This window comes from Marinobacter fonticola (genome assembly GCF_008122265.1).
Lineage (GTDB): Bacteria > Pseudomonadota > Gammaproteobacteria > Pseudomonadales > Oleiphilaceae > Marinobacter_A > Marinobacter_A fonticola.
The window spans coordinates 2691467-2714512 of the sequence record NZ_CP043042.1 but is presented as its reverse complement, the minus strand read 5'-3'; the positions used below and the strand labels follow the sequence as shown (position 1 = coordinate 2714512).

Below are 23046 nucleotides of genomic sequence, written 5' to 3'. Positions count from 1 at the left end.
GTTATCGGTCGCTGGCCAGTTTGTCTGAACGGCCGGAGGCTTTACTAACTGCAGCAAGATCCTCGGGCAAATCCAGCGAGGTTGTGGCCCCGGGTTCCAGGCATTTGGCGACAATCTCGGCTTTGAATTCGAGGGAAAACCGGTGACGGCGTTGGTAGAGCTTGGTTACGCTTAATTCGTTCATGTTAAGTGGCCGCTAGAAAATAAGTGGACACTATCCTGACGGCGACAGCGCCTTGTTCAAGATGGGCTGGCCGGACGCTAACGGCGGTCGGACGAACGTTAGCGAATCGCCAGCGCGCCTTTCCCCACACCTTCGAACGCCTTCACCTGAATCTCATCCTCGCCGTAGGTGCGCTTGCAGGCGTCACCCAAATGCGCCGCAATCAGCTCGACGGTGGTGTCGGTCTCCATCAGGTAGACGCGGCTGGCCGGCAGGGTCAAGCTGAACTCGCCCTGGTTGGCCTCGTAAGTGAAGGACAGGTAGCTGATATCGTCTTCCACGAAGCGCGCCGTGACATCCTCCTCGGTGCCGATGTAGATATCCTGCCAGCGACGTGCCCATTCGCGTTCCAGTTGCTGATCGCGGGCGTGGTTGCGCTGGATCTGGATGCGTGAACGATGGCCGTGGGCAATGCGCTGGCAGTTACCCAGATGCTTCTTAAGGCCATGCACATAATGGTAGTAGGGACCGTCGATTTCTTCTTCGCGTAGGTGAACGTCGATGCCGGTGACGTTAGCGGGCAGCACGGCACGCAATTCGTCCTGAAGCAGCGCTGATACCGCGGAGGGTACTACCTTGTGGCCGCGAATAAGCAGTACGGCTTCAAGTGGCGAGCCATGGGTCACGACACTGCCGTCGGCCAGCGGACATTCAATCTCGGCACGATCGCCGTGTTCGCGCACCTGCAGCCCGGGTTGATCTTTGGGAACGACCAGGCGATGATCGACGCGCTCGTCGATGACCCGCTTGATGGTGCGTTTGACCGAGCCAAAGTCGAACACCATGCCCTGTTCGTCCAGTTCACCCGCCAGAACGACATCGACAATCCAGCTTTCCCCCACCAGCCCCCGGTGATGGTCAAGGTAGGCAAAGTCAATAACAGTCAGATTGTCGACGAAAAGGTGGTTCATGGATCGCTCTATTCTCGTTTAAGCGTGTAGGATTGGAGAGCTTTCGAGGCGTCAGGTTCCAAAAGGATCCGGACGTGTTCGAAGGCTCCGTGGCGCGATTCTAGCAAAAATCCGCCTCCAGCAGTGTTTCCCATTCGCGTCGTGGGTGAACCGGAGAATAAGGTCGATGAAATGCAGTGAAATGGCTGTTCTGGTGTTGTCTGCCGGCGCTTCACGTCGTTTCGGGCGTCCCAAGGCGGCGATGCCATGGTGTGGAAAGTCCTTACTCGCGAATGCTATTGAACGGGCCCGGTTATTAGGCTCACCGATCCATGTTGTCGTCGGTAGCCACTATCCGCTCGTGCGTTTTCGGTGCTCCGAGCAACCTGATCGCTGGGTTTTCAATCCACGATGGCAGGAGGGGATGGCATCATCGTTACAAGCCGGGCTTGAGTCGTTGCCTGCCCAAACACGCGGTGTCTTTGTTCTGCTGGTCGATCAGCCGGCCATCGAGCGCTGCTTTTGGTCCGGATTGGTTGCGGCAGTAGATCGCACGCAAGGCGACCAGCCTGTGGCCGCCGATCTGGGCGGTTTTGTGGGAGCGCCGGCCTACTTGCCAGGCTGGCTTTGGCCTGAACTCATGGCATTGGACGGGGATGCGGGAGCGGGGCGGCTGTTGCGTCAGGTCGGAGCAGTTGCAGTGCCGGCGCCGGGCGCGCGGGACGATGTCGATACTGTGGCGCAATGGCAAAGGCTGCGCCATTCCACGCGTCTGGCGCAAAACGCCTTAAAAGAGACCTGACAGCCACGCAATGCCAACGGTAAATATGCTCAAGCTGATCGCCAGGCCGATGGTATAGGTCCGTGAGGCGGTTGCCCGCTGCTGATGCACATAGAGTTCGATGGTGCGCTGGGCAATATCTTCAGCGGTCTCCCGGGAAATGTCATGGGCTTGCTGGATAGCCTCGGACTGCAGCGTTTGCCAGAACTCGGTATCGATGGTCTGAACGCTGGTAATGTGATCCTTGAGTTCGGCCATGTCGTTGGGAGAAAGTCCGGCACCGGTCTGCATGGACTTTTTAAGATCCGCCAGTTCGCGGGTCAGGCTCAGATTCACTTCCGCAACGATCTCATCCTTCAGTCCCTGAGTGCGGGTATCGAAAGTCTCGCGGAGCGCCTTGAGTTCCGTTGTCAGGGTGTCGTTCTGCTTGCGCTCTTCATCGTCCAAAAGGCGCTTCAGATGGGCGTACTGCTCGTCGAACAGGCTGCTCAACAGTTCGTGCAGACGGTTGTTGATGTGGGTCTTCACCGCTGAACGGGCGATCTGCTCGATCAAGTCGCTGGTGAGCGGCACCACCTGCGGACCGGCCGTGTCCGCGGCTTGTTCGTCAGGTTGTTCCTCCATCTGATGCTTCGGCCCCCGTTGCTCCAGCGCCTCGTCGTCGTCGGCACGATGCTCGTCAACGACGGCAGACGCCTTGCCGTTCTTCGGGGATAGTTCGAGAGAAGCGTTCTCCGGCAGATCCAGCGGCTCCTCTTCGATATCAAGGGCCAGTTCGGTCATGGTTTCCAGCGCGGGTACATCCGGCAGACTGTCATTGTTCACATCGGATGAAAGCTGATCGAGCACCGTGTTCAGACCGTCGTTCTGAGGCGGCTTGGTGAGGATGTTATAGACGCCGAAGTTGCGCGCTTCTTCCATAAACGACGGGGATTTTTTGGAGGTGCACATGATGATCGGAATACCCGCTGTCGCCGGGTTGCCCTTGATCGCTTTGATGGCTTCGACGCCGTTCATGCCCGGCATCAGGTGGTCCATAAAGATCACGTCCGGGTGAACGTTGCCATTGAGGAAGTCCAGCGCCTCTTCCGCCGATCCTGCCATGTTGACCTGCATTTCTCGATTCTCCAGGAGCTTGCTGAGCGCAAAGCGCGCCACTTTCGAATCGTCCACCAGAAGTGCGTTCTTGATCGCCATGATACAACCTCAATGATTCACTCTTGTAAAAGGCTGATCTTGATTGGCGTTGTGCCGGCCAGCCCGTATTCGTTCTTTTTTGCGCCAGGAAGCTTACCACCCTTCCAGCGGCGGGCACTGTGTGGCCCGGTAACTTTTTTCCCGGTAGCAAACGCCCGGCTCGCTGGTGCGGGCATTGAATATTTCGCCCTCCGGCGTGACCAGCTTGGCTTGGCCGTAGGGCTCGCCGTAGCGGAATGTGGCTTCGATAGAACTGCCGTTCGGATTCATCAGCGTACCTTGGCCGTGGAAATCACCCTCAATGTACTGGCCCACGTACTTCTTACCGTCGGAGAGGATTTCGCTTCCCTCGCCATGATACTCGCCGTTGGAGAATCCACCTTGGTAGTGCCGGCCGTCCGGGTAAGTCAGGGTGCCTTCGCCGTGGAACTTACCGGCCTTGAAGCCCCCGACGTAGAACATGCCATTGGCCGTGGTCAGTGACCCGTGGCCCTCCAGGCGACCGCCGGACCACTGCCCGGTCAATACATCGCCATTAGCGCGGGTGAGGGTGCCTTGCCCATTAAATTCATCGTTATCGAACTGGCCGGTATAGCTCGATCCGTCAGCCGCGCGAAACGTCCCTTCGCCACTACGCTTGCCCGCGGACCAATCACCCCGATAGCGACTGCCGTCGGGATAGAGGGCGGTGCCCTTGCCGTGGAACTGCCCGTCGACGAAATGGCCCGTGTATTCCAATCCACCTTCGCCGCTACCTTCTTCGCCGGTATAGGTACCGTCGCCAGTGCGTACGCCGCCCACCCAGATACCATCCTGGTAGTTCACGCGGGTATATTCTTCGAGTTGACCACGCAAGGTCAGATCGTCGCCAGCGTCGAGACGAAGGGTCTGTGACCAGTTCTTGTAGCCTTTTTTGCTGATGACCACGTCGTAGTCGCCCGGGTTCAACTCGATATCGAGGCGAGTGGAACCATAGGATTTTCCGTTGATCCGCACCGAATCCCCGAGCACGTTGGAGCGTAAGGTCAGTTGCGCGGTGGAAGGTGGAACCGGCGGTTCCGGTTGAGAGACCGTCGCGTCGGTGCTCTCTACCGATACCTGTGGAGAAATCAGGGCCAATTGTGCCGGCGAGCTATCTGCCGTTTTTGGCGCGTTCGAGCCTTCGGAGGGTAGATCGGTGTTGGCGCCTTCCATACTTCCCTGCGCGGCGCTCAATTCGTTTGCGCTTATCGGGACAGCATCGCCGGCGTCTGGAATAGCGGCTTCTGAGATGTTATGTGCCGTGCCGACATCTGCGAATACGGCGGCGTTGTCTGCCCCTGGCGCTGGCGATTGAACCGATGGGGAGGCTTTGTTGTCCGGCTGGGGCGTGTCGGGTGCCTTGTCGAGGGGCTTGGGTGCCTTGTCGGGGGACTTGGGCGCCTTCTCGATCAAGGCGCGAGCACTGAGCAGGGGGCCGCCGTCATCCTGGATGGATGCAAAGCCGGCGGTGACCAAGAGCATAAGTGCCAAAGCATTGATGAATAGCAGTGGCCTGAAATCGACCATGAACGACCTCGGATGGATGCAGAACAACTGACCGGCCTGCCTGGGCAGGCGCGCTCCGGGGGACCAGGAACGGTCTACCTTCGGATACCTTTCATCCATGCATACTAGCGGGTCGGCGACGCCTTATGTAACAGAAAGTGAACGCAGTTGCGCAGTTTGCCGCACGTTTCACACTTTCACGCGGACCGGGTTCACTCTCTCGTCGCTAGGTGTTTGTCCGTCGTCGTCAGGGCGTGTTCAGGGGCATTCACTGTATTTGGCTCAGCCGCTGCCGCCTGCGCTTGTTTTTCCATGTGACGCTGTTCCCAGGCGCGCATGTAGACGTCTGCCTCATACTCGTAAGGCGAGCGGAAGGGCGTGAGCACGAAATCGAAGATCAGGAAGAAGAAACCGATCGATAGCCAGGCAATGCCGAGGGTTTGCAACGTGTTGGCCTGGACCTCCGGGTTGGCAGCCACGAAGGCCTGCAGGTCGGGCAGAATATCGTTCACCATCACAACCGGGTTGAAACTTGCCATGACCAGCGGGAACCAGACCGCGATGAGGATCGGGAAAAAACCGAAGGACCACAGGACCCGGCGCAACAGGTAGAGCAGAATGGCGCTCCAGTAGCGTTGGCGCAATTCCGGTACACGACGGACTTCTTTTAGGTACCGTTTACGTGCGAACCAGTAAGGTGCCAGTTCGGCGCTACCGGGCTCTGGCCGCGGCGGGACATTATCCGGGGTTTCCGGTGCCGTGTTGGCGGTACTTGTCGCGCGCGTCTCAGGGCGTTCCTGTGCGGTCTGGACCGGGGAAAGAGGTGCTGTCATGCGTATGGCGTTGTCCTGAATACGATCCGTCTTGAAAGGAGCGTATTGCATCGATAGTCATGTAATAGAGAGTAACTAATTCAACCATTAACTGCACCATGGTTCCTTTACAGGTGCTTCATGATGGATAGTGCATGTTACCCTAAACGGACGATTATGTTTGCCGGCGCCGATAAACGGCGCCGGTATCTGGATATTAGGATAGGGTCCTATGAGTGAAGGAATTCGGCGCGTTGCACTGGTTGCCCACGACAACAAGAAGTTGGATTTGATCGATTGGGTCACCCGCAACCGGGATTTACTAGCTGCCTGCGAGCTACTAACGACCGGAACCACCGGCAAGCTGGTAACCGAACGTACCGGTCTTGACGTGGAGCGCCTGCAAAGTGGCCCGTTGGGTGGCGACCAGCAGATCGGTGCACGTATATCGCAGGGCCAGGTCGACTTGTTGATTTTCTTTTGGGATCCATTGGAGCCCATGTCCCATGACCCGGATATCAAAGCGCTCCTACGCATTGCGACACTGTGGAATATTCCGATAGCGTGTAACGAAAGCTCAGCGGATTTTATCGTGAGCTCACCCTGTTTCCAGCAGTATCAACGGCGGGAGCCCGATTTTTCAGCCTATCGAAACCGTGCTGTCGTAAGTCCGTCTGCCTGAGAGGGGACGTCGACTGAAATCCTATCGATTATCAGGATAACGTAATGACCAAGAATCGAGACCAAGCCGTGCATCCCGCGTTCGAACAGGTTCGCACGCATCGCATCGATACACTGAATATCGATGTGGAGGAATACCGCCATCGCAAGACCGGCGCGACTCACCTGCATCTCGCATCCGATAACGACGAGAACGTATTTTTCGTGGCGCTGCGAACGTTTCCCATGAATTCGATGGGCGTCGCTCACATCCTTGAGCACACGGCGCTGTGTGGTAGCGAGCGTTATCCTGTGCGCGATCCATTTTTCATGATGATCCGCCGGTCGCTGAATACCTTTATGAACGCCTTCACCAGCAGCGATTGGACGGCCTATCCGTTTGCGACCAAGAATCGCAAGGATTTCGACAACCTGCTCTCGGTTTACCTGGACTCGGTGTTCTTCTCCAAGTTGGATGAAGTGGACTTTTCCCAGGAAGGCCATCGGCTGGAGTTCGAAGAACCGGCTGATCCATCGACCCCGCTGGTTCATCGCGGCGTGGTGTACAACGAGATGAAGGGCGCCATGAGCGCCGCCACGTCCCAGCTTTGGCAGATTTTGAGCAGTCATCTGTTTCCGACGACCACTTACCATTACAACAGTGGCGGCGAGCCGGACCATATTACCGACCTGCGTTACGAGGACCTGCTGCAGTTCTACCGCCACCATTACCACCCCAGCAACGCGATCTTTGCCACCTACGGCAATATTCCGGCGATCGAGCACCATGAGCGCTTCGAGTCCCTGGCCTTGGCCCGCTTTGACCAGCAAGACATCGAACTGCCGGTCCATGACGAGAAACGCTTTTTCGCGCCGGTCCGCGCGGATCAGGCCTATCCGGTCAGCGCCGGCGAAGACACCGATCATAAGACCCACATCGTGATGGGCTGGTTGCTGGGGCACAGTTTTGATCTACAGGAAAATCTGGAAGCCCACCTGATGGCCAGCGTTCTGCTGGAAAACAGTGCGTCGCCGCTCTTGCGTGCGCTGGAAACCACGGATATCGGGCACGCGCCGTCGCCGATGTGCGGGCTGGAGGATTCCAACCGCGAAATGACGTTCGTCTGCGGGATTGAAGGCAGCGAACCCGGCCGCGCCGGGGACCTGGAAGCGCTGATAGAGAGCGTGCTGGAAACCGTCGCGAAGGAAGGCGTCAGCGAGCACCGCCTGGAAGCTATCCTGCACCAGCTAGAGCTGCATCAGCGGGAGATTGCGGGCGACCAGTTCCCTTACGGTTTGCAACTGATCATGGCCTCCATCTCGCCCATGGTTCACGGCGGCGATCCCGTGGAGCTACTGGATCTGGAGCCGGTGCTGGCCCGCCTGCGCGAGAAGATCAAAGACCCGCAGTACGTGCCTAATCTGATTCGCCGTATGCTGCTGGATAATCCCCATCGCGTGACCCTGACCCTGCGGCCCGACGACCAGATGGAATCTCGTCAGCAGAAAGCGGTGGCGGAGGCCCTTGAACGTCGCAAGTCGACACTGACCGAAGACGAGACGAAGGCCATTGTCGATCGCGCGGCCGCCTTGGAAGAGCGTCAGAACCGCAAGGACGACGACTCCATATTGCCGAAGGTCGACTTGAGCGATGTACCGCTCCAATTGCCCGAGCCCGAGGCGCGCATCCTCGAGGACTTCCCGGCGACGGCCTACGCCCAGGGCACCAACGGCCTGGTTTACGAACAGGTTGTCCTGCCGTTACCCAAGATGAGCGAAGAGGAGCTATTGCTGCTGCCGCTATACACCACGTGTCTGACCGAAGTGGGTTGCGGTGAGCTCGATTATCTCGCCATGCAGGACCGTATGTCGGCGGAATCCGGCGGAATTAGTGCGTTTTCGGTGGCCAAAGGTCGCGTCGACGACGTACAGGACCTGAGCGGCTATCTGGTGCTCAGCGGCAAGGCTCTGGCCCGTAACAAGGACAAGCTGACCCAGCTCCTGCGGGATGTATTCACGAGTGCCCGGTTCGACGAGCATGCTCGTATCCGCGAAATCGTCGCCCAGATTCGCTCGCGGCGCGAGCAGGCCGTCACCGGTAGCGGTCATGCGCTGGCGATGGGTGCCGCTTCCCAGGGGTTGAGTCCTGGCGCGCAGCTGGCTTTCAAGCTGGGTGGCCTGGCGGCGATCAAGGGTGTCAAGGCGCTGGACGACTCTCTTAAAGAAGAGCAGGCGTTGAAGGACTTGTGCAGCAAGCTTGCCGCCATCCATGGTCGTATCCAGGAACAGGCTCGCCAGTTCCTGGTCGTCGGCGAGTCCGAACAACTTGACCCGATGATCGACGACCTGCGCTCGGCCTGGCCCAGGGCGTCTTCTATCGAAACCGAGCTATGGAAGGTGCCGCCTGTGAGTGAAACCGTGCGCCAGGCCTGGCTCACATCGACACAGGTTAACTTCTGTGCCAAGGCCTATAGCACCGTCGCGGTCGACCATCCCGACGCGGCGGCGCTAAGCGTGTTAGGGGGCTTCCTGCGCAACGGCTTCCTGCACCGGGCAATCCGCGAGCAAGGGGGCGCGTACGGCGGCGGCGCGGCACAGGATAGCGTTAACGGTACGTTCCGCTTCTTTTCATACCGCGATCCGCGCCTGGTTGAGACGCTGGACGATTTCGATGGTGCGCTCAATTGGCTGCAGGAAACCGATCACGATCCGCAGTCGCTGGAAGAGGCCATCCTCGGCGTGGTGGGGCAGCTCGACAAACCGCGCTCACCGGCTGGCGAAGCCAAGCATGCGTTCCACAGTCGCCTGTTCGGTCGCACGCCGGAGCAACAGAAGCGCTTCCGTGAACGGGTGCTTGCGGTGACGATCGACGACCTGAAACGCGTGGCCGCGGAATGGCTGGTGCCCGAACGCGCCAGCACAGCCGTGATCACCAGCCCGCAGCACCGCTCCGTGCTGGAGTCCGCAGGTTTGGACATCCACGAGCTATAGGCAGATTGCCGCCGTCCGGGTGGTAAACCCGGTTTCGGGCGGAGCCGCAAGGTCCCAGCCGGGCGCTAGCGGTTCCGCTCGATACCTGTTGTCACCATAATCCGCGTTGAAATCTCCTCGACTGAATACGCCGTTGTATTCAGGTAGGACATTCGCTCTCGTCGATACATCAGCTCAATTTCCTCGACTTCGAACTGACATTGCTTCGTTGAAGAATAGCGGGAGTTGGGGCGTCGTTCGTTGCGGATGGTGGCTAGCCGGTCCGGATCGATGGTTAAACCAAACAGTTTTTCTCGGTGCGGTCGTAGGACCTTGGGCAAGCGCTGGTCGTGAATATCGTCTTCGGTAATCGGGTAATTGGCCGCCTTTATACCGTAGTGCAGGGCGAGATAGAGGCAGGTCGGCGTCTTGCCGCTACGAGAGGCGCCGATGAGAATGATGTCCGCTTCGTCGTAATAGCGGGTGCGGGCGCCATCGTCGTTATCCAGTGCGAAGTTGACTGCGTGAATACGGCGTTCGTAGTTGGATTCGTTGGAGATGGAGTGGGAGCGTCCCACCGAATAGGAGGATGAGGCGGCGAGTTCCTGCTCCAGTGGTCGCAGGAACGTACCGAAGATATCGATCATGAAGCCGTTGGCTTTGGTAATTTCGGCTCGGATCGTGTTGTCGACGATCGTGTCGAAGATGAGCGGCTTGTCGCCGTCCAGGGCTGCCGACTTGTTGATGCGATTGACGACATTGGCGGCTTTCTCCAGATCGTCAATGTACGGAACGGTAATGCGCTCGAAATGAATTTTTTCAAATTGGGCAAGCAAACTGTTGCCTAACGCTTCGGCAGTGATGCCTGTGCCGTCGGAGATAAAAAAGGCCGTCCGTTTCATGTGATCTGTTTGGCTCCGTTTTTTCGTTGTCAGAAAGGAGCGGTGGGAATCCGCCCCTCAAACCCCGCCAGCGTGGATCCATTGGGGACCCGGTAGGCCGTGTAGGTAGTTCCCTAGGTTATCTTCGCAGGTTACAGTATGATACGTGCGATATTCGAGAGGCTGGTGCTCCGTCAGTGTGATATTTACGGCTTCAGCCTCCCTGTGGTACTTCGTTTAGTACTTCGTCGCTAAGCGCAGGTCGCCGGGAATAGCGCACCCTTGCTAAGCCCTGCAACGCGGCGGCGGTGTACACAGGGAGGCCCGAGGAGTTGGTCTGTCCACGCCCATGGCCGTAATACGGCTATGGGCAAGGAAGCGGCCATTCCCGGCGAGCCGCGTCTTGCCCTGGGCGTAGACAGAACAACTGAAGCCGTAAATATCACACTGACGTAACCTGCTGCCAAAAGAGCTCACAGATTTAAGGGAGATGCGCTTTGGAAGATTACATCATCTGGTTTGAAAACCTGGGCATGTCAGATGTCGACCGGGTTGGTGGCAAGAACGCCTCGCTAGGAGAAATGATCAGTAACCTTGCCAACGCCGGAGTGACCGTGCCGGGTGGTTTCGCTACGACAGCCCATGCGTATCGTGAGTTTTTGGCCAAGGACGGCCTGAAGGACCGTATCGACGACGCGCTCGACGCGCTCGATATTAACGATGTCAACGAATTGGCCCGTGTCGGCGCAAAGGTGCGGCAGTGGGTCTCGGAAACGCCGTTCCCCGCGTCTTTGGAAAAGGCACTGGAAGACGCCTACACCCAGCTTCAGGCGGGTAACACCAATATGGCGGTAGCGGTGCGCTCATCTGCGACGGCGGAAGATTTACCGGATGCCTCCTTCGCTGGACAACAGGAAACCTTCCTCAATATTGTTGGCCTGGATCACGTCAAACACGCGGTTCGCGAGGTGTTTGCCTCGTTGTTCAATGATCGCGCCATTTCCTATCGCGTGCATCACGGCTTCGATCACAAGATGGTCGCGCTGTCCGCCGGTATTCAGAAGATGGTGCGCAGTGAAACTGCCGCCAGCGGTGTCATGTTTACGCTGGACACCGAATCCGGGTTCCAGGATGTCGTCTTTATTACAGCATCCTACGGACTGGGTGAGACTGTCGTACAGGGCGCCGTCAATCCCGATGAATTCTACGTTCACAAACGTAATCTTGAAGCCGACCGCCCCGCGGTACTGCGTCGTAATCTCGGTAGCAAGGCTATCAAAATGATCTACGGCGATAGCGCTGAAGCTGGCAAATCGGTGGAAACGGTTAAGGTCGAGCAGGATGAGCGCAACCTCTTTTGTATTAGCGATGCCGAAGTTGAAGATCTGGCTCGCCAGGCTCTGATCATCGAGAAACATTACAAGCGCCCGATGGATATCGAGTGGGCGAAGGATGGCGACGACGGTCGTATCTATATCGTCCAGGCGCGTCCGGAGACTGTAAAGAGCCGGGTCGCAGCGAATGTCATGGAGCGTTATCTGCTCAAGGAAACCGGTAAGGTTATCGTCGAGGGCCGTAGTATTGGTCACCGGATCGGCAAAGGGCGTGTTCGTATTGTCACCAGCATTCAGGAGATGGACCGCGTCCAAGCCGGCGATGTGCTGGTGACCGATATGACCGACCCGGATTGGGAGCCGGTTATGAAGCGCGCCGCAGCGATCGTTACCGACCGGGGCGGTCGTACCTGTCACGCGGCAATTATTGCCCGCGAACTGGGTATTCCCGCGGTTGTCGGTTGTGGCGACGCCACCGATGTGTTGAAGGAAGGTCAGGAAGTCACTGTATCCTGTGCCGAGGGCGATACCGGCTTGATTTACGAGGGCAGTCTGGATTTCGAGCTGCGCAAGAACACGGTCGAGTCGATGCCGACGATCCCGTTCAAGATCATGATGAACGTCGGTAATCCGGACCGGGCTTTCGATTTCCAGTCATTGCCGAATGAAGGTGTAGGGCTGGCCCGCCTGGAGTTCATCATCAATCGCATGATCGGTGTACACCCCAAAGCACTCCTGAATTTCGATGGGCTACCCCGGGACATCAAGCAGACCGTCGAGAAGCGTATTTCCGGTTATGCGTCGCCGGTCGACTTCTACGTCGACAAGCTGGTTGAAGGTATTTCCACGCTGGCGGCGGCGTTCGCCGACAAGAAAGTGATCGTGCGGTTGTCCGACTTCAAGTCCAACGAGTACGCCAACCTGATTGGCGGTACGTTGTACGAGCCGGACGAAGAAAACCCGATGCTCGGTTTCCGTGGTGCGTCGCGCTACATTTCCGAAACGTTCCGGGATTGCTTTGAGCTGGAGTGCCGCGCGCTGAAAAAAGTGCGCGAAGAGATGGGCTTCGAAAACGTCGAAATCATGGTGCCGTTCGTGCGTACCGTAGGCGAAGCCAGCCAGGTGGTTGAGCTGTTGGCGGAAAATGGACTCAAGCGTGGCGACAAGGGATTGCGCGTGATCATGATGTGCGAACTTCCAGCCAACGCATTGCTGGCGGATGAGTTCCTCGAGCACTTCGACGGCTTCTCCATCGGCTCCAATGACTTGACGCAGCTTACGTTGGGCCTTGATCGGGACTCCGGCATCGTGGCGCACCTGTTTGATGAGCGGAACGAGGCGGTCAAAAAGCTGCTATCCAATGCCATTAAAGCGTGCAGGAAGGCCGACAAGTATGTCGGTATCTGCGGCCAGGGCCCTTCGGATCACCCGGATCTGGCCAAGTGGCTCATGGAGGAGGGCATCGACAGCGTGTCCCTGAATCCGGACTCCGTACTTGATACCTGGTTCTTCCTCGCTGACGAAGAGCTGGTTTAATGCTGGCCTGAAATACGGTTCTAAAAAAGCCGGTGGTGCCCCCACCGGCTTTTCTTTGATCTTTCGATCACTTTCCCGTTCACGAGCTGAAGGAGAATGTCATGGATATCGTGACCCCCGATCTGTGCGATGAATACCCTGAGGTGACTGTCGTCGAACCCGGCTTTAATAATTACGGTGGCATTAAAGCTTTCGGCGGTGAAATTGTCACCGTGAAGTGCTTCGAGGACAATTCGGTCGTCAAAGAGCAGGTTGCTTTGCCCGGCAAAGGCCGAGTTATGGTGGTGGATGGCGGTGGCTCACGTCGTGCGGCGCTGCTTGGCGATATGCTTGCCGAGAAAGCGGTTAGTAACGACTGGGCAGGGATTGTCATCTACGGCTGTATTCGCGATGTCGACGTCATCGGCGAAACCCGTCTAGGGGTGCAGGCTCTGGGGACCATTCCGCGCAAGACGGAAAAGCGGGGTATTGGCGACCTGAACGTGCCCATCACCTTTCACGGGGTAACGTTCCAGCCGGGGCACTACATTTACGCGGATAATAACGGCATTATCGTGTCGGAAAAGCCGCTCTCAACACCTGAATAAACCTGTTATCGCCCGGTGGTGACACCGGGCTTCTACCGTCTTCATGCCGATCTCTAACGTATAGCGACCTATCGCCGCCGCTAATGTTTAACCTGCCGGATCACCGCGCCAATCAGGTAGCCGCCCTCCGTCGGTTCGCAACGTAGTACTTCGGCGACGGTTTCAAAAGGTGGGAATTGGTCACTGGTTGATGGCAGAACAGTGTGAAGCCGGGAGCCTTCGGCAAAAGACGAGTCAAGCAAGATTTGCATGCCGGTACCGCTTAGATCTTTACAGATTCCGTTGTGCTGGCTGCCTTCCGAGTCGGTGATAGTGATTTCGGTGTTGACCTGCATCCGGTGAAAATCGCGTTTCTCGGAAAATTCGCGCATTATGCCTTCCATGAGTACACCTTTTTCGCTCTGTTGTTTTATCTGTTATAAAGCGACAAAACGGGAGTGTCAAAGAACGATCTGTAATAAAGCAGCGTTAACGTCAAATACTTAGTGGTTTGGGGTGCAGGCGGACACAACATCGTGTGCTTTGTCGGAGGGAGCTCACCCGAGAGAGTAACTGTTTATACATCTTCCGGGTGACTCAAGCTTTGCTCGGCTTTCTTTGTTAATCAGGCCCAGTTGTCGGTTTTACGGGTGGGCTTGAGCCAGGGAAGAACCACAGCAATCAAAATGCCGGCGCCGACGAGCATGGCGCCCAGCAGCATGAAATCCGACTCTTTCTTGGCTTCCAGTCGCTCATTTTCCGCAGTCAGTACTTCAACCTCCTTGCGTAGCTGCTGATTACTTTCCTGCAGCTCCCGGTTCCGGCGGTCCAGGCTCAGGGCGTTCGACGAGACTTCCTTGATACGCTCCAGCTCCGAGCTCAGCTTGCCTGCTCTCGACTCCAGGCTTTCTTCCGACGACGCGAGCTCATTGCGCTCGGCACGGAGTGCATCGAGACTCTGCTGTGCCTCTTTCAATTGTGCTTCTGATTGCTCAAGCCGTTTTTGGGCGGCAGACAGGCGGTCACGGGCAATGGGCTGCGATGACAGGTACCGCGTGAGTACCCAGCCTTGCTGGCCATCCTGAGTCCGCACCTGGCTGTACCCTGACGCTCCCTCCTCTTGCAGAACCTCAAGTCGAGTGCCGGACGACAGGCTATCAAGGATGCGGAACTGGTTGCCCGCGCCACTGCGCAGCATGATCAGCAGTTCATCGTCCACGTATCTGGTCTGGCCAAGGACGGGGATTGAAAGTGCTATCAGTAGCACAGCTGCTAATAGTTTCGTCAATGTGAATGGCTTGTGAATCACAACGAATCGTTCCTGCTTGTAGTGTCGAGATAGTGTCTAGAACTTATGTGTCGAGAGCGCGTAGTACCGAAAGTATAGGGCACCGAAAGTATAGGGTATCGAAAGTTTAAAGTATCGGAGGCGTCCCGGGGCGTGTGGCAGGTCGGGAAAGCGACCTTTATATTTCTGGCTTTTTTCTGCCTTCAGGTGGGCGATGAAGTCCCGACGCTGCGTATGGCTATTTTTCAGAAGCCACTTAAACCGGGAATTCTGGCATAGTTGTCGATGCGATCAAGCGCCACCTGATTACCATATGTCAATATTCCGGCGAGTCCTGAATGTTACGGCAGTACCGGCTTGAAGGGTTTTACGATAACGTTTGCGTAGACGCCGACAGCGAGGTAAGGGTCAGCGTCAGCCCAGGCTTGGGCGGCCTCCAGCGAGTCGAATTCAGCAACGACGAGACTGCCCGTAAAGCCAGCCGAGGCGGGATCCGGGCTGTCGATAGCGGGGTGGGGGCCTGCCACCAACAGTCGTCCTTCGTCTTTCAGCTGCTCAAGTCTTTCGATATGGGCTGGACGGGCTTCTTTGCGGAGAGGCAGGCTATCCTCCACGTCCTGACTGATGATTGCGTAGTACATGGCGTTTCCCTTTTCAGTGATTTAATCGCATCGGCGACACGCGTATCCTGTGCCGTACATTAAAGGGTTAGCTGCCATATGACCATATCTGCAACACAAACTATCCGTATCGATTTACATTGCCACAGTACAGCGTCAGACGGGATGCTCAGCCCCGGCGATGTTGTGCGACGTGCGGCCAATAATGGCGTGACCCATCTGGCCCTGACCGATCACGATACCACCGACGGGCTGGCCGAGGCGCGCCAGGCGGCTCAGGAAAGTGGCATCACTTTGATCAATGGCATCGAATTGTCGTGCCTATGGCGGTCTCTCACCATTCATATCGTTGGTTTGGGGTTTGATAACGCGGATTCCGCCTGGACTGAGGCTTTGACAGGGCAGGCGCAGAATCGCTGGCAGCGGGCGCACATGATCGACGAGCGTTTGCGAAAGCTAAAAGTGAACGATCTGCTGGGCAAGGCAACGCATGAGGCCGGCGGCGACGTACCGGGACGGCCCCATTTCGCCCGGGTGCTTGTCAGCGAAGGGGTGGTCAAAGACAGTGCTCAGGCCTTCAAACGCTACCTAGGGGCGGGAAAAGTCGGGGATGTAAAGGCCTGCTGGCCCTCGCTGGAAACCGTCGTTGGCTGGATCCGAGCCGCCGGCGGGATCGCGGTGGTGGCGCATCCGAGGAAGTACAAGATGACCGCCACTAAACTGCGGGCGTTGATGAAGGATTTCGCTGCCGCTGGCGGGCAGGGCATGGAGGTGCTCACGTCTGGTCAATCCAGCGGCGACTTGGGTTTTCTGGCGGAACTGTGTCGACGTGAGGGCTACTGGGCGTCTCAGGGCAGCGATTTTCATTTCCCGGGCCCGAGCTGGTGCGAACTGGGGCGGCTTCCGGGCGTGCTGCCTGACGGGCTAGAGCCGGTCTGGCAGCATCTGCCGGGCATTCAGGCGGGAACGTGAAACAGTAGGTATAGGTCGGTCAGCGAATCGGGGATGGCGTCGGCCATTTCCTGACTCAATGTCTCGCTGTTGCGTACCCGGTCGAAGTCTTCGTCTTCGAACAGTCCCGACAGGGCGAGCATGGGCACCAGTAGATCTGCAGTCTCTTTTTCGTCCACCTCAAGCCATTCGTCTTCATGCTGAAGAAAGGTGTCTACGAAGCCTGCGCACCAGTTTTCCAGCGCATTCATCGGGTCTCCGTCCTCGGGCTCCGGGAGCTCCAAAGTCTCGCCCCGGTCGAGGGAGGCCGTCATGGCTTCGCCCATCTTGTGCACTGCGTGATCGAACGCTTTGGGCACATCGCCACCGGGTACTTCATCCAGTCCGGTGGCGATCAGGAAAACAGCTTTGGAGTCCAGTTCGTGCGGGCCAACAACGCTTGCGCTAACCACGCCGTGCAACCCAAAAAAATCCAGGGCGTCGTCGCCCCAGGGCTCTGCAAAAAGAATATCTTCTACGGCTTCAATTTCTTGTGGCGACAGCATTCTTCGAAACTCCCGGTCCGGCGGCGCAGTTAGTGCTCATCAACTCAGGTTCACTATCCGTCAGCGTATAGGTGCATGCTGGCGGAACTCATGAACTCGGGTTAGGGACGCTAGTATAGCGGCTGTATCAGCAACACAATAAGCTTCTGCGTTACCGGATATCAATGGTCTTTAGGCTGGTTACTGTAAGGGCAGTAAAAAAAGCGGGCCTCTCAACGAGGACCCGCTTTATCCAGGGTATTGCACGCGGACGGCTGCCGCCGCCCAGTCATTGCAAATCAGCTTTCCGACGATGGCTTGCTGTCGCCGCTGTCCTGCTTTTGGCCGGCTTCTTTTTCCGCCGCAAGTTCACGCTTGCGCACTTCCCGTGGGTCGTTGTAGGCGCGTCCCGACTCAGTTAGTGCGGGTGCATCGTCCGCGTCGGTTTTTTCCGGTGCGGGTTTTGCCTTTGCCTGCGACTTAGGCGTGTCGACCTTGGCATCCTCCGACGGGGGTTTCGGAGCCCCCTCGGCTGACTTCTGGGGTGCCGGAGAGGCCGCATCTTGTTTAGGCTGCTCCGACGGCCCAGTCTTGCCGTTCGCTGTACTTTTCTCCGCAGTGGAGGCGCCTTGTGGCGCTGGCGGCGCCGTCTGTGGCTCGGCGGGCGGCGTGGTTGCGGGCTCCGCCGGCTTGGTCACGTCGCTGGTTGCCGGCTTCTCCGGCTTCGCGTCTTCGGTTTTGCGCGGACTTGCCGCTTTCCCAGACAGCGGTTCTGGCTGAGGTTCGGCTTTTTCCTTCGAAGTGGCGGGCTTTTCCGGGGACACGGCAGGTTGCTTGTCAGCTGCCTGCGGCTCGGATTTCGCCTCGGGCGTCTTGCTGCCTGCGGAAGCCGTTTGTGCGGGCGTCTCGTCGCTTTTCTTCGGCGCTTTACCCCGGTCCTTATCACCGGCTGACGATGGCTGTTTCTTGTCGTCTTCAGCTGCTTTCTTGCCGGTGTCAGGTGCTTTGGGCTTGGCCTCTGGTTTTGGCGCGTCCTTTTCACCTGGCGACATTGCTTTGTCGGCCTGTCCTATGTCGCTTTTGCCAGAAGGGTCCGCTGACGTACTTGGGGTTACGTCGGTTGCGTCCTTGCGAACCTCTTCACGCGCCGGCTTGCCGGCTTTTTCCGTCTGCAGCTCAGGCTTGGCGTCTGTGTTAGCGTCGCGCTTGTTGGCGCCGGAAGCTTGGACTCCCTGCGATGACTTATCGACCGGCTGCGACCTGTCGGCCGACTGCGGTTTACCAGCGTTGTCATCGGTCCGAGGGTCTGTTTTGGCGACGGCATCCTTCTGCTTGTCGTCGGGTTTCGATTCCGTCTGATGATCGGAAGACTGCGGTTTGGCAGCTTTACGTTCGTCGCTACGACGTTGAGTCGACTCTGCCGGTGAGCCGTCGCGGTTGCGCGGCCGACGCGGACGGCGGCGTTTGCTGTCATCCCCGCCTTTGGCCGCTTGCTGATTGTCCTTGCCTTGCGGGCCTGTCTGGCCACTACGATCCTGGTCTTTTTGAGGGCGCTTGTCGTCGCTTCCTCGGTTATCGCGGCTGTCCTTGCGTTTGTTTGAACGGTCGCTGCCCTTGCCGTTCTGAGCAGGTGCATTGCGATCGCTCCGGCCTTGCGGTTGCTGCTCGCCGCCGCGACGTCCTCGGGTGCCGCGGCTGCCACCTTCGCTTTCGCTCTGGCGAGGTTCTTTGTCGCTCTGACGCGCGGAGCCACGGCCGTCGTCGCGGGCTACGCGAGATTTCCTGCGGTCCTGGCGTCCGCCGCCGGCATCGCGGCGCTGAGTCTGGTTGGGACTGGCGCTTTCCTGTTGGCGGCTGGATTCTTCTGCGGTTTCTTCGTTGAAGAAAGCTGAAATTTTGCGCGATAGGCGCTTAAAAAGACCTTCTTCTTGCTGTTCGACCGGTTGTGATGCCACCGATGCTGCTGGTGCCGCTTGCGCCGGCGCCGGCGCTGCCGGGCGGATGCTTTTCACAGCGGCTTCTTCGCGAGCGGGCTGTTCGCGCGCAGTCTGGATCTCCGCGGTGTCTTCTTCCTTGAAATCACTGGCGATCTGATAACTCGTCGTGCGATCCACCGCGGTAACCTCGTCGTCCCGCACGCGCAGGATTTCGAAGTGGGGAGTATCCATGTGCGGATTCGGTACGACCAGTAGGGTGACCTCCTGACTGGCTTCGATATCGGCGAGCTGCTTGCGCTTCTCGTTGAGCAGGAAGGTAGCAACGGATACCGGAACAATGGCCCGGACTTCGCCGGTTTTGTCCTTGGCGGATTCTTCATAGATCAGGCGCATAATGCTCAGCGCGAGTGATTCGATTCCGCGGATCGTGCCTTGGCCGTCACAGCGGGGGCAAACCTCGCTACGGGTCTCGCCCAAGGATGGGCGCAGGCGCTGGCGTGACATTTCCAGCAGGCCGAAACGGGAAATCTTGCCCACCTGGACCCGGGCACGGTCGATTTCCAACGCTTCGCGCACTTTTTGCTCGACTTCGCGCTGGTGTTTGGCCGGCGTCATGTCGATGAAGTCGATAACGATCAGCCCGCCGATGTCCCGCAGGCGGAGCTGACGGGCGATTTCTTCAGCTGCTTCCAGATTGGTCTGAAGCGCTGTTTCCTCGATGTCGTGGCCTTTGGTCGCGCGCGAAGAGTTGATATCGATGGAAACCAGCGCCTCGGTCGGATCGATGACGATAGAGCCGCCGGAAGGCAGTTTTACTTCCCGCTGGAAGGCCGTCTCGATCTGGCCTTCGATCTGGTAGCGGCTGAACAGGGGGATTTCATCCTTGTACAGCTTGATCTTGTTCTCGAAGGAGGGCATGACCGCTTGGACAAAGCTCAGTACGTCCTCATGCACGATTTCGGAGTCGATCAGGACTTCGCCAATGTCTTGGCGGAGATAGTCACGTACTGCGCGGATGATGACGTTGCTTTCCTGATGGATCAGGAAAGGAGCCTGGCGACTGGCGGCGGCGTCGGTAATAGCCTGCCAGATCTGGGTGAGGTAATTCAGGTCCCACTGCAGCTCTTCGGACATTCGGCCAATGCCGGCGGTGCGAACGATGACGCCCATGTTGCGAGGAACATCAACTCCGTTCATGGCTTCTTTGAGCTGAGCTCGCTCGTCACCTTCGATTCGGCGGGAAATGCCACCGGCCCGAGCGTTGTTGGGCATGAGTACCAGGTAGCGGCCAGCCAGGGATATAAACGTGGTGAGGGCGGCGCCTTTGTTGCCGCGCTCTTCTTTATCGACCTGGATAATGACTTCCTGGCCTTCCGACAAGACGTCCTTGATATTGATCTTGCCATCGATATCTTTCGGTGACTTCTTGAAATATTCCTTGGAGATTTCTTTCAGGGGAAGGAAGCCGTGGCGATCGGCGCCGAAGTCCACGAACGCGGCTTCGAGGCTAGGCTCGATCCGAGTGATCTTGCCTTTATAGATGTTTGATTTCTTTTGCTCCCGATTGCTCGCTTCAATGTCGAGATCGAAAAGCCGTTGTCCGTCTACCAGTGCAACGCGCAACTCCTCTGGGTGAGTTGCATTTATGAGCATTCTTTTCATGAAGAACGAGTTTCCTGTCGGTTAACGACGGAAACCGGCCAAACTGGCGTTCATCGGCGAGGTAGGATGCTGCTGGCTGCAACTATGGCAGCCGGACACAATCAGGCGGCGGCGGTAACCCGTCCACAGTTCCTGAGAAGGCTAACGGCTTGTCTTTCCACCAATTGCAGGGCGTAACCGTAACGATTCAGTGTCAATTGACGCATGCTATCCAGTTCAAGTTCACACCGGCGCCAAGGTCTCACGTCATATTCGTAAGCTGGACGGCCCGGTCCGGCGTGATTGCAATGATTCTTCGCGATGTCACCCGCCGGTTTTCCGTGCGGATTGAACACGTCCTACCCAAACCCTGGACCCCAAAAAGATCTACAGGCGTTGAGGAGGTGCCTTCTGCTCGGCGCGCTGGTCAGGCTTGTTAGCCCATCGGCTTTCAAAGTCTTGACCACCGGCTTTCAAAGATTCAAATAGTGTCGGTATACTTCGGGCTCGCTTGAATCGGCCACCGAGATTTAGGGGTCGATTCTGAGCATATAAAGCAGGCCGGAACATAACAGCAATCCTCCGACCCGTCAATCCCGCACCGTTGTACCCGGAACCACGCAGCATCATGCCCAGGCAAGCTTCCAACACAAAACGCCCTAAACCCGCCGCGCAGCGACGCCTGCCTGATAGGCATCAGAGCGAACGGCCAGAAACTGTGCCGCAAAAGTCGGAGGTGCGCTGGGTCCGTATCGATGAAGAAGGCGCCGGACAGCGCCTGGACAACTTTCTCATCACACAGCTCAAGGGCGTTCCCCGTAGTGTAGTCTATCGCATCGTGCGTAAAGGCGAAGTGCGGATCAACAAAAAGCGCTGCAAACCTGATACCCGCCTTGCCGCCGGCGATGAGGTGCGTATACCGCCTGTGGTTCAGAAAGAAAAGCCGGAGGTTCCGGCGCCGAGTGCCAAGGTCCGTAAGCTGGTCGAGGGGGCGGTGATTTTCGAGAACGATCAACTGCTGGTGATCAACAAGCCCCAGGGGATGGCGGTTCACGGTGGGAGCGGTCTCAGCTTTGGCTTAATCGAAGCGCTGCGCGCTGCCCGGCCGGATGCCCGGTTTCTGGAGTTGGTGCATCGCCTGGATCGTGATACATCGGGTCTGATCATGGTGGCCAAGAAGCGCTCGGCACTGCGCCACCTGCAGGACGAAATCCGGGGTAAGCGCGTCACCAAGCTATACCACACGCTGGTTGCGGGCCACTGGCCGGCTAGCTGTTCCAGTGTGGATGCGCCACTGGAGCGTTTCGAGCTGCGTTCCGGAGAACGTATGGTCCGGGTCTCTAACGCCGGCAAGGTGGCGCTGACGCGTTTTCAAGTGCTGGAACTGTTTGACGGCTACAGCCTCGTGCAAGCTTTTCCTGTAACAGGGCGAACCCACCAGATTCGTGTGCATTGTGCCTTCGGCGGGCATCCGATCGCCGGTGACGACAAGTATATGGATGACGTGAGCCTGAAGGCCTTCCGCGCTCAAGGCGGTCAGCGGTTGATGCTCCATGCCTTTGCATTGGAGCTGACGTTGCCCGATGGCCAGCAGGCCCGTTTCGAAGCTCCCCACGAGGCCGGTTTTGCTGCGATGCTGGAGCGACTTCGGGTTCGTCGTTCGGGCGCCGGTGTTTCTGATTAATCTAAGGAACCTCTGATTAAGTCTATTGGCGATTCTGGCTTTCCCTGAAAACCGGAATCAAGGCGAGGCTTCACGGGAAGGCTGGTTGCCTTTCAAGAAGGCTCAACGCGGAGTCCGGTTTTCAGGGAAAGCCCCTGCGGGCAAGCGTTGAGAAGCTCATTGGCTGCGTTGCGGCTCTTGGTAAGGGCTCAGGCCATTACCGGCGAACCGCGCCTTGCCACTGAGCTTCTCAACGCTTGCAGACTCGCCAATAGACTTAATCAGAGGTTCCCTAAAACTGATTTGGAGTCAGTCATTACATGACCCCCAAGATTGTAATTTTCGACTGGGATGGAACGTTGATCGATTCCGTCGACCATATTGCCGATAGTCTTCATCTCGCGGCCACTGAGTTGGGCTTTCCGGCGCTGGAGCGTGATGCCTACAAGGATATTATCGGTCTGGGGATCATCGAGGCGTTGCAGACGCTTTATCCAGGTCTGGCGATGGATGAAATTCAGGCGATCCGGGAAGGCTATGGGCGCTATTTTTTTAGTAAGCAAACAACGCCGCAGAACGTGTTTGCCGGTATCAGCGAGTTGCTGGCAGAGCTGGCGGGTGCCAATGCCCAGCTCGCAGTAGCCACGGGCAAGAGTCGCCGGGGGTTGGCAAGGGCGCTGGAGAGCAGCGGCTTGGGCGCTCATTTTGCCGTCACCCGTTGCGCGGACGAAACGCGCTCCAAGCCGGATCCCGCTATGTTGATGGAGATTGTCGAGCATTTCGGCATAGAGCCCGGCGAGGCAGTGATGATTGGCGACACCATTTACGACATGGATATGGCGCAACGTATCGGCATGCCTGCCATCGGCGTCGAATGGGGTGTGCATCCCCGGGCGCGACTGGAGGAGTTCGCGCCGGCCGCCGTTGCCAGCGATATGGCGGCATTACGCCAGGCTCTGTACTTGGCTTAGTTTTAAAGGTCTGGCTTAGGGTAGGCCGAAGGCTAGGTGCTTGGTTTAAGGGTTAAGTGTCTGGCTTGGCGTTT

The 23046-nt window shown here is 57.7% G+C and carries 19 protein-coding genes; 8 read left to right on the top strand and 11 right to left on the bottom strand.

The genetic code is table 11. The features are described 5' to 3' along the window. Position 1 precedes the first annotated feature (1 nt). Together FXO11_RS12010 and FXO11_RS12005 are read right to left on the bottom strand one after the other, a co-directional pair. Entirely contained in the window at positions 2–184 is a 183-nt protein-coding gene (locus FXO11_RS12010) for a hypothetical protein (RefSeq protein ID WP_148863195.1), read from the bottom strand. A 98-nt stretch (positions 185–282) separates the two neighbouring features. Then, on the bottom strand, positions 283–1134 hold the full coding sequence (locus tag FXO11_RS12005; RefSeq protein ID WP_148863194.1) for a 6-pyruvoyl trahydropterin synthase family protein: 852 nt from the start codon (positions 1132–1134) through the stop codon (positions 283–285). A 166-nt stretch (positions 1135–1300) separates the two neighbouring features. On the opposite strand from FXO11_RS12005, the gene FXO11_RS12000 reads away from it, so the two are divergent. After that, a complete protein-coding gene (locus tag FXO11_RS12000) occupies positions 1301–1915 on the top strand; it encodes a nucleotidyltransferase family protein (protein WP_148863193.1) in 615 nt (204 codons plus the stop codon). On the opposite strand, the gene FXO11_RS11995 is transcribed toward FXO11_RS12000, so the two are convergent. From FXO11_RS11995 to FXO11_RS20480, 3 genes are all read right to left on the bottom strand, one after another. After that, the gene (locus FXO11_RS11995) at positions 1901–3091 is read right to left on the bottom strand and encodes a response regulator (RefSeq protein WP_148863192.1); all 1191 of its coding nucleotides are present in this window, start codon (positions 3089–3091) and stop codon (positions 1901–1903) included. The genes FXO11_RS12000 and FXO11_RS11995 overlap by 15 nt on opposite strands. Before the next feature lie 93 nt (positions 3092–3184). Continuing rightward, positions 3185–4639, bottom strand: a complete 1455-nt coding sequence (locus tag FXO11_RS11990; protein WP_148863191.1) for an MORN repeat-containing protein — start codon at positions 4637–4639, stop codon at positions 3185–3187. A gap of 191 nt (positions 4640–4830) precedes the next feature. After that, positions 4831–5451, bottom strand: coding sequence for a hypothetical protein (locus FXO11_RS20480; RefSeq protein WP_227545884.1), 621 nt, complete (start codon positions 5449–5451; stop codon positions 4831–4833). Between the two features lie 211 nt (positions 5452–5662). On the opposite strand from FXO11_RS20480, the gene FXO11_RS11980 reads away from it, so the two are divergent. Together FXO11_RS11980 and FXO11_RS11975 are read left to right on the top strand one after the other, a co-directional pair. Next, positions 5663–6112 (top strand): methylglyoxal synthase, encoded by a 450-nt coding sequence (locus FXO11_RS11980; RefSeq protein WP_148863190.1) that lies wholly within the window; start codon positions 5663–5665, stop codon positions 6110–6112. Positions 6113–6156: 44 nt separating this feature from the next. Then, positions 6157–9081 (top strand): insulinase family protein, encoded by a 2925-nt coding sequence (locus FXO11_RS11975; protein WP_148863189.1) that lies wholly within the window; start codon positions 6157–6159, stop codon positions 9079–9081. Between the two features lie 65 nt (positions 9082–9146). Here the strand turns inward: FXO11_RS11975 and ppsR are convergent, their stop codons facing one another. Further along, positions 9147–9962, bottom strand: a complete 816-nt coding sequence (ppsR, locus tag FXO11_RS11970) for a posphoenolpyruvate synthetase regulatory kinase/phosphorylase PpsR (RefSeq protein ID WP_148863188.1) — start codon at positions 9960–9962, stop codon at positions 9147–9149. Between the two features lie 512 nt (positions 9963–10474). Between ppsR and ppsA the strand changes: the two genes are divergently transcribed. Both ppsA and rraA read left to right on the top strand, forming a co-directional pair. After that, positions 10475–12811, top strand: coding sequence for a phosphoenolpyruvate synthase (gene ppsA / locus FXO11_RS11965; protein WP_406565650.1), 2337 nt, complete (start codon positions 10475–10477; stop codon positions 12809–12811). Between the two features lie 101 nt (positions 12812–12912). Continuing rightward, positions 12913–13398 (top strand): ribonuclease E activity regulator RraA, encoded by a 486-nt coding sequence (gene rraA / locus FXO11_RS11960; RefSeq protein WP_148863186.1) that lies wholly within the window; start codon positions 12913–12915, stop codon positions 13396–13398. Between the two features lie 80 nt (positions 13399–13478). Here rraA and FXO11_RS11955 read toward each other — a convergent pair whose 3' ends face one another. From FXO11_RS11955 to FXO11_RS11945, 3 genes are all read right to left on the bottom strand, one after another. Next, positions 13479–13769, bottom strand: coding sequence for a PilZ domain-containing protein (locus FXO11_RS11955; protein WP_148863185.1), 291 nt, complete (start codon positions 13767–13769; stop codon positions 13479–13481). Between the two features lie 233 nt (positions 13770–14002). After that, positions 14003–14596 carry a TIGR04211 family SH3 domain-containing protein gene (locus FXO11_RS11950; RefSeq protein WP_227545883.1) on the bottom strand — a complete coding sequence of 198 codons (594 nt, stop codon included), beginning with the start codon at positions 14594–14596 and terminating at the stop codon, positions 14003–14005. Positions 14597–15006: 410 nt separating this feature from the next. Beyond that, complete coding sequence (locus FXO11_RS11945) at positions 15007–15306, bottom strand: YciI family protein (RefSeq protein ID WP_148863183.1); 300 nt, start codon at positions 15304–15306, stop codon at positions 15007–15009. A gap of 78 nt (positions 15307–15384) precedes the next feature. Between FXO11_RS11945 and FXO11_RS11940 the strand changes: the two genes are divergently transcribed. After that, the gene (locus tag FXO11_RS11940) at positions 15385–16257 is read left to right on the top strand and encodes a PHP domain-containing protein (protein ID WP_148863182.1); all 873 of its coding nucleotides are present in this window, start codon (positions 15385–15387) and stop codon (positions 16255–16257) included. Here FXO11_RS11940 and FXO11_RS11935 read toward each other — a convergent pair. Next, the gene (locus FXO11_RS11935; RefSeq protein ID WP_148863181.1) at positions 16242–16781 is read right to left on the bottom strand and encodes a YecA/YgfB family protein; all 540 of its coding nucleotides are present in this window, start codon (positions 16779–16781) and stop codon (positions 16242–16244) included. The genes FXO11_RS11940 and FXO11_RS11935 overlap by 16 nt on opposite strands. A gap of 278 nt (positions 16782–17059) precedes the next feature. Continuing rightward, the gene (gene rne, locus FXO11_RS11930) at positions 17060–20359 is read right to left on the bottom strand and encodes a ribonuclease E (RefSeq protein WP_148863180.1); all 3300 of its coding nucleotides are present in this window, start codon (positions 20357–20359) and stop codon (positions 17060–17062) included. A gap of 607 nt (positions 20360–20966) precedes the next feature. Between rne and rluC the strand changes: the two genes are divergently transcribed. Both rluC and FXO11_RS11920 read left to right on the top strand, forming a co-directional pair. Next, positions 20967–22022, top strand: a complete 1056-nt coding sequence (gene rluC, locus FXO11_RS11925; RefSeq protein WP_148863179.1) for a 23S rRNA pseudouridine(955/2504/2580) synthase RluC — start codon at positions 20967–20969, stop codon at positions 22020–22022. Between the two features lie 299 nt (positions 22023–22321). Continuing rightward, positions 22322–22972 carry an HAD family hydrolase gene (locus FXO11_RS11920; RefSeq protein ID WP_148863178.1) on the top strand — a complete coding sequence of 217 codons (651 nt, stop codon included), beginning with the start codon at positions 22322–22324 and terminating at the stop codon, positions 22970–22972. The last annotated feature ends 74 nt before the right edge of the window (positions 22973–23046 follow it).

Excerpts from the sequence above, each read along its gene's own strand:
- FXO11_RS11975 (WP_148863189.1), top strand. The coding sequence starts at position 6,157 with ATGACCAAGAATCGAGACCAAGCCGTGCATCCCGCGTTCGAACAGGTT.
- FXO11_RS11990 (WP_148863191.1), bottom strand. The coding sequence starts at position 4,639 with ATGGTCGATTTCAGGCCACTGCTATTCATCAATGCTTTGGCACTTATG.
- FXO11_RS12000 (WP_148863193.1), top strand. The coding sequence starts at position 1,301 with ATGAAATGCAGTGAAATGGCTGTTCTGGTGTTGTCTGCCGGCGCTTCA.
- FXO11_RS11920 (WP_148863178.1), top strand. The coding sequence starts at position 22,322 with ATGACCCCCAAGATTGTAATTTTCGACTGGGATGGAACGTTGATCGAT.
- FXO11_RS12005 (WP_148863194.1), bottom strand. The coding sequence starts at position 1,134 with ATGAACCACCTTTTCGTCGACAATCTGACTGTTATTGACTTTGCCTAC.
- FXO11_RS11995 (WP_148863192.1), bottom strand. The coding sequence starts at position 3,091 with ATGGCGATCAAGAACGCACTTCTGGTGGACGATTCGAAAGTGGCGCGC.
- rluC (WP_148863179.1), top strand. The coding sequence starts at position 20,967 with ATGCCCAGGCAAGCTTCCAACACAAAACGCCCTAAACCCGCCGCGCAG.
- rraA (WP_148863186.1), top strand. The coding sequence starts at position 12,913 with ATGGATATCGTGACCCCCGATCTGTGCGATGAATACCCTGAGGTGACT.
- ppsA (WP_406565650.1), top strand. The coding sequence starts at position 10,475 with ATGTCAGATGTCGACCGGGTTGGTGGCAAGAACGCCTCGCTAGGAGAA.
- FXO11_RS20480 (WP_227545884.1), bottom strand. The coding sequence starts at position 5,451 with ATGACAGCACCTCTTTCCCCGGTCCAGACCGCACAGGAACGCCCTGAG.
- FXO11_RS11940 (WP_148863182.1), top strand. The coding sequence starts at position 15,385 with ATGACCATATCTGCAACACAAACTATCCGTATCGATTTACATTGCCAC.
- FXO11_RS11980 (WP_148863190.1), top strand. The coding sequence starts at position 5,663 with ATGAGTGAAGGAATTCGGCGCGTTGCACTGGTTGCCCACGACAACAAG.
- FXO11_RS12010 (WP_148863195.1), bottom strand. The coding sequence starts at position 184 with ATGAACGAATTAAGCGTAACCAAGCTCTACCAACGCCGTCACCGGTTT.
- FXO11_RS11935 (WP_148863181.1), bottom strand. The coding sequence starts at position 16,781 with ATGCTGTCGCCACAAGAAATTGAAGCCGTAGAAGATATTCTTTTTGCA.
- rne (WP_148863180.1), bottom strand. The coding sequence starts at position 20,359 with ATGAAAAGAATGCTCATAAATGCAACTCACCCAGAGGAGTTGCGCGTT.
- ppsR (WP_148863188.1), bottom strand. The coding sequence starts at position 9,962 with ATGAAACGGACGGCCTTTTTTATCTCCGACGGCACAGGCATCACTGCC.
- FXO11_RS11945 (WP_148863183.1), bottom strand. The coding sequence starts at position 15,306 with ATGTACTACGCAATCATCAGTCAGGACGTGGAGGATAGCCTGCCTCTC.
- FXO11_RS11955 (WP_148863185.1), bottom strand. The coding sequence starts at position 13,769 with ATGCGCGAATTTTCCGAGAAACGCGATTTTCACCGGATGCAGGTCAAC.